This window comes from Pseudomonas sp. GM50 (assembly GCF_000282375.1).
Classification (GTDB): Bacteria; Pseudomonadota; Gammaproteobacteria; order Pseudomonadales; family Pseudomonadaceae; genus Aquipseudomonas.
The window spans coordinates 52,423-59,309 of record NZ_AKJK01000057.1 but is presented as its reverse complement, the minus strand read 5'-3'; the positions used below and the strand labels follow the sequence as shown (position 1 = coordinate 59,309).

At 60.6% G+C, this 6,887-nt stretch carries 7 protein-coding genes; 3 read left to right on the top strand and 4 right to left on the bottom strand.

The window, feature by feature from the left end; translation table 11 throughout:
• From PMI30_RS31700 to PMI30_RS15410, 3 genes are all read left to right on the top strand, one after another.
• A partial coding sequence (locus PMI30_RS31700) for a hypothetical protein (RefSeq protein ID WP_238541991.1) occupies nucleotides 1-184 on the top strand: 184 nt, incomplete at its 5' end.
• Nucleotides 156-1,319 (top strand): alcohol dehydrogenase-like regulatory protein ErcA, encoded by a 1,164-nt coding sequence (gene ercA / locus PMI30_RS15405; protein ID WP_008009732.1) that lies wholly within the window; start codon nucleotides 156-158, stop codon nucleotides 1,317-1,319. The genes PMI30_RS31700 and ercA, both read left to right, overlap by 29 nt.
• The gene (locus PMI30_RS15410; protein ID WP_008009731.1) at nucleotides 1,303-2,988 is read left to right on the top strand and encodes a PAS domain-containing hybrid sensor histidine kinase/response regulator; all 1,686 of its coding nucleotides are present in this window, start codon (nucleotides 1,303-1,305) and stop codon (nucleotides 2,986-2,988) included. Before ercA ends, PMI30_RS15410 begins: the two co-directional genes overlap by 17 nt.
• On the opposite strand, the gene PMI30_RS15415 is transcribed toward PMI30_RS15410, so the two are convergent.
• The 4 genes from PMI30_RS15415 to PMI30_RS15430 all read right to left on the bottom strand — a co-directional run bounded on the left by PMI30_RS15415 (nucleotide 2,973) and on the right by PMI30_RS15430 (nucleotide 6,840).
• The gene (locus PMI30_RS15415) at nucleotides 2,973-3,848 is read right to left on the bottom strand and encodes an aldose 1-epimerase (RefSeq protein WP_008009729.1); all 876 of its coding nucleotides are present in this window, start codon (nucleotides 3,846-3,848) and stop codon (nucleotides 2,973-2,975) included. The genes PMI30_RS15410 and PMI30_RS15415 overlap by 16 nt on opposite strands.
• 123 nt (nucleotides 3,849-3,971) lie before the next feature.
• Nucleotides 3,972-5,252 carry a TRAP transporter large permease gene (locus tag PMI30_RS15420; RefSeq protein WP_008009728.1) on the bottom strand — a complete coding sequence of 427 codons (1,281 nt, stop codon included), beginning with the start codon at nucleotides 5,250-5,252 and terminating at the stop codon, nucleotides 3,972-3,974.
• Complete coding sequence (locus PMI30_RS15425; RefSeq protein WP_032835419.1) at nucleotides 5,253-5,780, bottom strand: TRAP transporter small permease; 528 nt, start codon at nucleotides 5,778-5,780, stop codon at nucleotides 5,253-5,255.
• A gap of 76 nt (nucleotides 5,781-5,856) precedes the next feature.
• On the bottom strand, nucleotides 5,857-6,840 hold the full coding sequence (locus tag PMI30_RS15430; RefSeq protein ID WP_008009724.1) for a TRAP transporter substrate-binding protein: 984 nt from the start codon (nucleotides 6,838-6,840) through the stop codon (nucleotides 5,857-5,859).
• Between the last annotated feature and the right edge of the window lie 47 nt (nucleotides 6,841-6,887).

Genomic DNA, 6,887 nt, shown 5'->3' with positions numbered 1-6,887 from the left:
CCCCTCGCCACAAAAGCCCCTCCCACCGGGGATCTTCGGTGAGTCTGAAATTGGAGTGCACCCCGGGCGGCGGCTATCCATTGGTCTGATTGCATTCGCAGCCGGATGCTTTAGTGTGGGCTTTACCTTCCAAAACAATAAAAACAGGCTTTCCAATGAGCCAGAATCTCAGCCAGCTGCGTAAATTCGTTTCGCCTGAAATCATCTTCGGTGCCGGCTGTCGGCACAACGTCGGCAACTATGCCAAGACCTTCGGCGCCCGCAAGGTGCTGGTGGTCAGCGACCCCGGTGTGATTGCCGCCGGTTGGGTCGCCGATGTCGAGGCCAGCCTGCAAGCCCTGGGCATTGATTACTTTTTATATAGCGACGTTTCGCCCAACCCACGGATTGAAGAGGTCATGCTCGGCGCCGAGCTGTACCGGGAGAATCACTGCGATGTGATCGTGGCGATCGGCGGCGGCAGCCCGATGGACTGCGGCAAAGGCATTGGCATCGTCGTCGCCCACGGGCGCAACATCCTCGAATTCGAGGGCGTGGACATGTTGCGCATGCCCAGCCCGCCGCTGATCCTGATCCCGACCACCGCCGGCACTTCGGCCGACGTGTCGCAATTCGTGATCATCTCCAATCAGCAAGAACGCATGAAATTCTCCATCGTCAGCAAGGCCGCAGTGCCGGACGTGTCGCTGATCGATCCGGAAACCACCCTGAGCATGGACCCGTTCCTGTCGGCCTGTACCGGCATCGACGCGTTGGTCCACGCCATCGAAGCCTTCGTTTCTACCGGTCACGGGCCGCTCACCGACCCTCATGCGCTGGAAGCGATGCGGCTGATCAACGTCAATCTGGTGCAAATGATCGCCAACCCCAGCGACATCGCCCTGCGCGAGAAAATCATGCTCGGCAGCATGCAGGCCGGGTTGGCGTTTTCCAACGCGATCCTTGGCGCGGTGCACGCCATGTCCCACAGCCTTGGCGGCTTTCTCGATCTGCCTCATGGTTTGTGCAATGCGGTGCTGGTGGAGCATGTGGTGGCGTTCAACTACAGCTCGGCGCCGGAGCGCTTCAAGGTGATCGCCGAGACCTTCGGTATTGATTGCCGTGGCCTCAATCACCGGCAGATTTGCGGGCGACTGGTCGAGCACCTGATCGCCCTCAAGCACGCCATTGGCTTCCACGAAACCCTGGGCCTGCACGGGGTGAGTACGGCGGACATTCCGTTCCTGTCGCAACACGCCATGCACGACCCGTGCATCCTTACCAACCCGCGCGAATCCAGTCAGCGCGACGTCGAGGTCGTCTATGGCGAAGCCCTCTGACGAGCAACAACGGGCGCTGGCCGGGTTACTCGGCTTAGGCAACCATTCGACGCGCAAGAGTCATTACCCGGAACTGGCCGCGCGCCTGGATGAACTGGAAACCGAACGCAACCGCTATAAATGGCTGTTCGAAAACGCGGTGCAAGGGATCTTCCAGGCCAGCTTGCTGGAGGGCATGCGCGCCGCCAACCCGGCGCTGGCGCGGATGCTCGGTTATCAAAATCCGCAGGAGGTGCTGTTTTCCCTGACGGACCTGGCGGGCACGCTGTTCGTCGGCGGGGCGCAAGAACTGGAAAGCATCGGCGAAATCCTCCAGCGCGAGCGCAGCCTGCTGGGCTATGAAACTCAGCTGCGGCGCAAGGACGGCAGCGTCCTCGACGTATTGATGAACCTGCTGCTCAAACCGGATCAGGAAGGTTTGGTGGAGGGTTTTGTCGCCGACATCACTGAGCGAAAACTGGCCCAACAACGCCTGCAACAACTCAATGACGAACTGGAGCAGCGGGTCACCGCGCGCACCAACGAGTTGCTGGACGCCGCAGAAGCCTTGCGCGATGCCCGTGATGCCGCCGAGGCGGCCAATCGCAGCAAGGACAAATACCTCGCCGCTGCCAGTCACGACTTGCTGCAACCGCTCAACGCCGCGCGTTTGCTGATCTCGACCTTGCGCGAGCGCAAACTGCCCGACGTTGAGCAGGTGTTGGTGGAGCGCACGCATCAGGCGCTGGAAGGGGCTGAAGATTTGCTCACCGATCTGCTGGATATTTCCCGGCTCGATCAGGCCGCGGTGAAGCCGGATATTGCCCTGTACCGCCTCGACGAATTGTTCGCGCCACTGGTCTCGGAGTTTCAGTCGGTGGCTGCGGCAGCCGGGTTGAACCTGCGGGTGCACATGGGCGATTACGCCCTTCATACCGACTTGCGCTTGATGACGCGGATTTTGCGCAACTTCCTCAGCAATGCCTGCCGCTACACCGACGAAGGCTGCATTCTGCTGGGGGCAAGACGCCGGGGCGATGCGCTGCGTATCGAAGTCTGGGACACCGGGCGCGGGATCCCGGCGGCTCGTCTTGACTCGATCTTCCTCGAGTTCAACCAACTGGACGTCGGGCGCGCCGCCGATCGCAAGGGCGTGGGCCTGGGGCTGGCGATTGTCGAACGCATTGCCAAGATCCTCGACTACAGGATTCAGGTTCATTCGCTGCCGGGGCGCGGTTCGATGTTCAGCATCGAGGTGCCGATTTCCCATGAAATCCCACTGCCGATCAGTCAGGTCGCGCCGCAGCCAAGTACCGGCAACCCATTGCCGGGCCGGCGTCTGTTGGTGCTGGACAACGAGGTCAGCATTCTTGAAAGCATGAGCGCGCTGCTCGGCCAGTGGGGCTGCGAGGTGGTCACCGCCACCGACGAGGCCACCGCGCTGGTGGCTTTGCAGGGACAGGCGCCGGAAGTGATTCTGGCGGACTATCACCTGGATCACGGGGTGGTGGGCTGTGAAGTGGTGCGGCATTTGCGCGAGCATTTCAGCCAGGCGATTCCGGCGGTGATCATCACCGCCGACCGCACCGACCAATGTCGGCGCTCACTGCAGCGACTCGACGCGCCGCTGCTGAACAAACCGGTGAAACCCGGCAAGTTGCGCGCGGTGCTGACTCAGCTGTTGGCGTAGCGGTAGCGCAGGCTGAAACCGAGCTCGGCAGATTGGCCGTGCTCCAGCAAACGCAACCCTGGCCGACCCGGCAAGTGATGGGCATTGACCGGGTGGCTTACCGGTTCGATGCAGAAAAATTCCAGGCCTACGGGGCAGTAGAGCAGGTAGTAGTCGCTGCCGGTGGCCTGGCATTCCAGTTCATAACCCAGTTCGGGTTGCTGGATCAGGCAGTGGCCGTCCCATTCGCAAAAGCCGTTGTCCACCAGCGTTTCGGGTAATGCCCGGGGCTGGCTGAAGTCCCAATCCTTGGGTATCGAAGTGAGTTGTGTTGGCAGTTTTGTGCTGTCGCACAACCAGACCTGTCGCGCCTGCGTCTGCAACCGAGTGCCTGCAGTGCGCGGGAAGTAGGGGTGTAAACCGAGGCCATGCCAGGCGGCGTGTTCAGCCAGATGGGTGACCTGCAAATCGATGCTCAACTTGCCCTCACTCAGATGGAAACGTTGCCTTGCGCGATAAGCGAAGGGTGTGGTGCTGTCGAGTTGCAGGACGATTTCATCGCGGGTGTGCGAGACGATCTGCCACGGCTGTTGCCAGGCACTGCCGTGAATCGGCAGGGGATCGGTGAGGCTGTTGGGCGCCAGCGCGAGCCAGCCATCCGGGCAATCGAAACCACCCTCCGAGATTCGGTTCGACCACGGCGCCAAGGGATAGCAGGCGAGTTTGCCGGGCAGGCCGGTGTTCAAGGCGTGCTGATCGCTGTGGCGCAACAGCGGTTGGCCGGTGCTGCGTTCCGTCCAGTTGACGATGCTCGCACCGAGTTCGGGGGCGAGGGTGAGGCGGGTGAGTTCGTCTTCGAGTTCGAGGATTGTTGGCGTCATGTTGACCAGCGATATGAAGGTTTGTGGGACATGAATGAATGGCCTTTGCAGGAGCCAGGCTTGCCGGCGAAGGCGTACTCAAGAACGCTTTCGCCGGCAAGCCTGGCTCCTGCAAATAAAGGGTTACAACACCAAATGCGGCAACCACAGCGAAATGGCGGGAATGTAGGTCACGGCCATCAGTACCAGGAACAGCACGCCATAGAACGGCAGCAGCGCTTTTACGGTGCTTTCGATACTGACCTTGCCCACCGCTGAGCCGACAAACAGCACCGCGCCCACTGGCGGCGTGATCAAGCCGATCCCCAGGTTCACCAGCATGATCATGCCGAACTGCACCGGGTCCACACCAATGCCCAGAATCACCGGCATCAGAATCGGCGTGAGGATCAGGATCAGCGGCGCCATGTCCATCACCGTGCCGAGCAACAGCAGCATCACGTTGATGCACATCAGGATCACGTAACGGTTGTCCGACAGGGTCAGGAACATCGTGGTGATCTTCGCCGGGATCTGCATCAGCGTCATGATGTAGCCGAAGCTGGCGGCGAAGCCGATCAGGATCATCACGATCGAGATAGTGCGCACCGTGCGGTGCATCAACTTGGGCAGCTCACTCCACTTGTAGTCGCGGTAAATGAACATGGTGACGAAGAACGCCCACAGCACCGCGATCGCCGCCGATTCGGTGGCGGTGAAGATGCCCGAGAGAATGCCGCCGAGAATGATGACCATCGCCATCATGCCCCACATCGCTTCACCGCAGATTTTCAGCGCCTCCTTGAGCGGAATGACTTCGCCCTTGGGGTAATTGCGCTTTCTGGCGAAGATCAGGCACAGCACCATCAGGCACGCGCTCATCAGCAGGCCCGGCACCACGCCGGCCATGAACAGCGAAGCGATCGAAACGGTCCCGCCAGCGGCCAGCGAGTAGAGCACCGAGTTATGGCTGGGCGGCGTCAACAGGGCTTGCACCGAACCGCTGACCGTCACCGCGGTGGAGAAATCCCGCGGGTAGCCGCGACGTTCCATTTCCGGAATCAGCACCGAACCGACCGACGCCGTGTCCGCCACCGAAGAGCCAGAAATCGCGCCGAAGAAGGTCGAGGCCATGATGTTCACCAGCGACAACCCGCCGCGCACGAACCCCACCAGCACCCCGGCAAAAGCCACCAGTCGCCGGGACATGCCGCCCTCGGCCATGATCGCACCGGCGAGCACGAAGAACGGAATCGCCAGCAACGAGAATTTGTTCACGCCACCGGCGACCTGAATCATCAGCGCCTGGAACGGGATGTCGATCCACCACGCACCGATCAGGGCAGAAAGCCCCAGGGCGTAGGCGACCGGCATGCCGATCAGGATCAAAGCGATAAAACTGCCGAGCAGAATCAGAGCGTCCATTTATGCGGCTCCTTCGCTTTCTTCAACCAGGTCGAAACGCACGACCCGACGGTTGCTCTGGTCACCGAGCAAGAGTTTTTCCAGCACGAAAATCAGCGTCAGCACACCGCCCACGGGAATCGGCATGTAGGTGATGCCCACGCGCAGAGTGGGCAGAGAGCTCATGAACTGGTTCCAGGTGGACATACAGAGCTTGGTGCCCCAGATGGCCATGAACAGGCAAATGGTCGCCATCAGCAGCTGCGAAACGATGCTCATGGCCTTGCGCAGTTCGGGGGGCATGCGGTCGGTGAGCATGGCCACGGCCATGTGCGCTCCGGCGCGATAACTGGCAGCGGCGCCGATGAAGGTGAAGACCATCATCAGCAAAATCGCGGTGGGCTCCGGCCAACTGGAACCGGTGCCAAGGACGTAACGGGCGAAGACGCCCCAGGGAATGATCAGGGAAATAGCCAGGACCGACAGGCCGGCAACCCAGATGCAGGTCATGTAAATCCTGTCGTTGATGCGCAGCAGCAGATTCTTCATCGGGTTTCACCGTAACCGGGCGCCGCTGACGATTCACTCGTCAACGGTGCCGGGCCTTTCATGAATGCAGGGAGGGTTACTGAACGGCTTCGATGCGCTTGATCAGGTCGGCGTAAGGCGCGCCGTATTTTTCCCGGACCGACGCCGTGGCTTCATAGAAAGGTTTTTTGTCGACGGTGATGAACTCGACGCCGGCAGCCTTGAGTTTTTCTTCGCTGCTGGCGGACTTCGCATCCCACAGTGTGCGTTCCTGGGCCTGTGCGGCTTTGGCGGCTTTCTTCACCAGCACCTGCTGGTCGGGGCTGAGTTTTTCCCAGGTGATTTTCGACATCACGATTGGCTCGGGCAGGATCAGGTGCCCGGTCAGGCTGTAGAACTTGGCGTTCTGGTAGTGGTTGTGTTCGAGCAGGGTCGGCGGGTTGTTTTCCGCGCCGTCGATCACCCCGGTCTGCAATGCACTGAAGATCTCGCCGGTGTCCATGCCAATACCGTTGCCGCCCATGGCGTTGATGGTATCGATGAACATCGGGTTGCCTTGCACGCGGATCTTCATGCCTTTGAGGTCGGCGAGGCTGCGTACCGGTTTCTTGGTGTAGATATTGCGCGTGCCGCCGTCCATCCAGGCCAGGGCGACCAGGTTGAATTCGGAGTTGGTGATCTTGTCGAGGATCTCATCGCCGACCTCACCGTCGATGACTTTGCGCATGTGCGCCTGGTCGCGGAATACGAATGGCATGTTGAACACGTTCACGTCCGGCACCACCGGCCCGACGATGCCGAGGCTGACCCGGGCCATCTGAATGGCGCCAACCTGGGCCTGCTCGATGACTTCTTTTTCCGAACCGAGCACACCGCCGGCGAACATCTTGAAAGTCAGTTTGCCGTTGCTGTCGGCCACCAGGGTTTTACCCAACTGTTCCTCGGCGACCACGGTCGGGTAACCGGCGGGGTGAATGTCGGCGAATTTGATTTCCAGTGCCTGTGCGGCGCTGCTGAGGGTGAAGGTGAGTGCTGCAGTGATGGGAAGTGCGGCGGCGAGCAAGGTGCGTTTGAAGTCCATGGGGTGTGTCTCCAGTCTTGTTGTTTTTTTATTCAAGGCACAGCAAT

Coding starts and splice junctions, on each gene's coding strand:
- ercA (WP_008009732.1), top strand. CDS start 156: ATGAGCCAGAATCTCAGCCAGCTGCGTAAATTCGTTTCGCCTGAAATC.
- PMI30_RS15410 (WP_008009731.1), top strand. CDS start 1,303: ATGGCGAAGCCCTCTGACGAGCAACAACGGGCGCTGGCCGGGTTACTC.
- PMI30_RS15415 (WP_008009729.1), bottom strand. CDS start 3,848: ATGACGCCAACAATCCTCGAACTCGAAGACGAACTCACCCGCCTCACC.
- PMI30_RS15420 (WP_008009728.1), bottom strand. CDS start 5,252: ATGGACGCTCTGATTCTGCTCGGCAGTTTTATCGCTTTGATCCTGATC.
- PMI30_RS15425 (WP_032835419.1), bottom strand. CDS start 5,780: ATGAAGAATCTGCTGCTGCGCATCAACGACAGGATTTACATGACCTGC.
- PMI30_RS15430 (WP_008009724.1), bottom strand. CDS start 6,840: ATGGACTTCAAACGCACCTTGCTCGCCGCCGCACTTCCCATCACTGCA.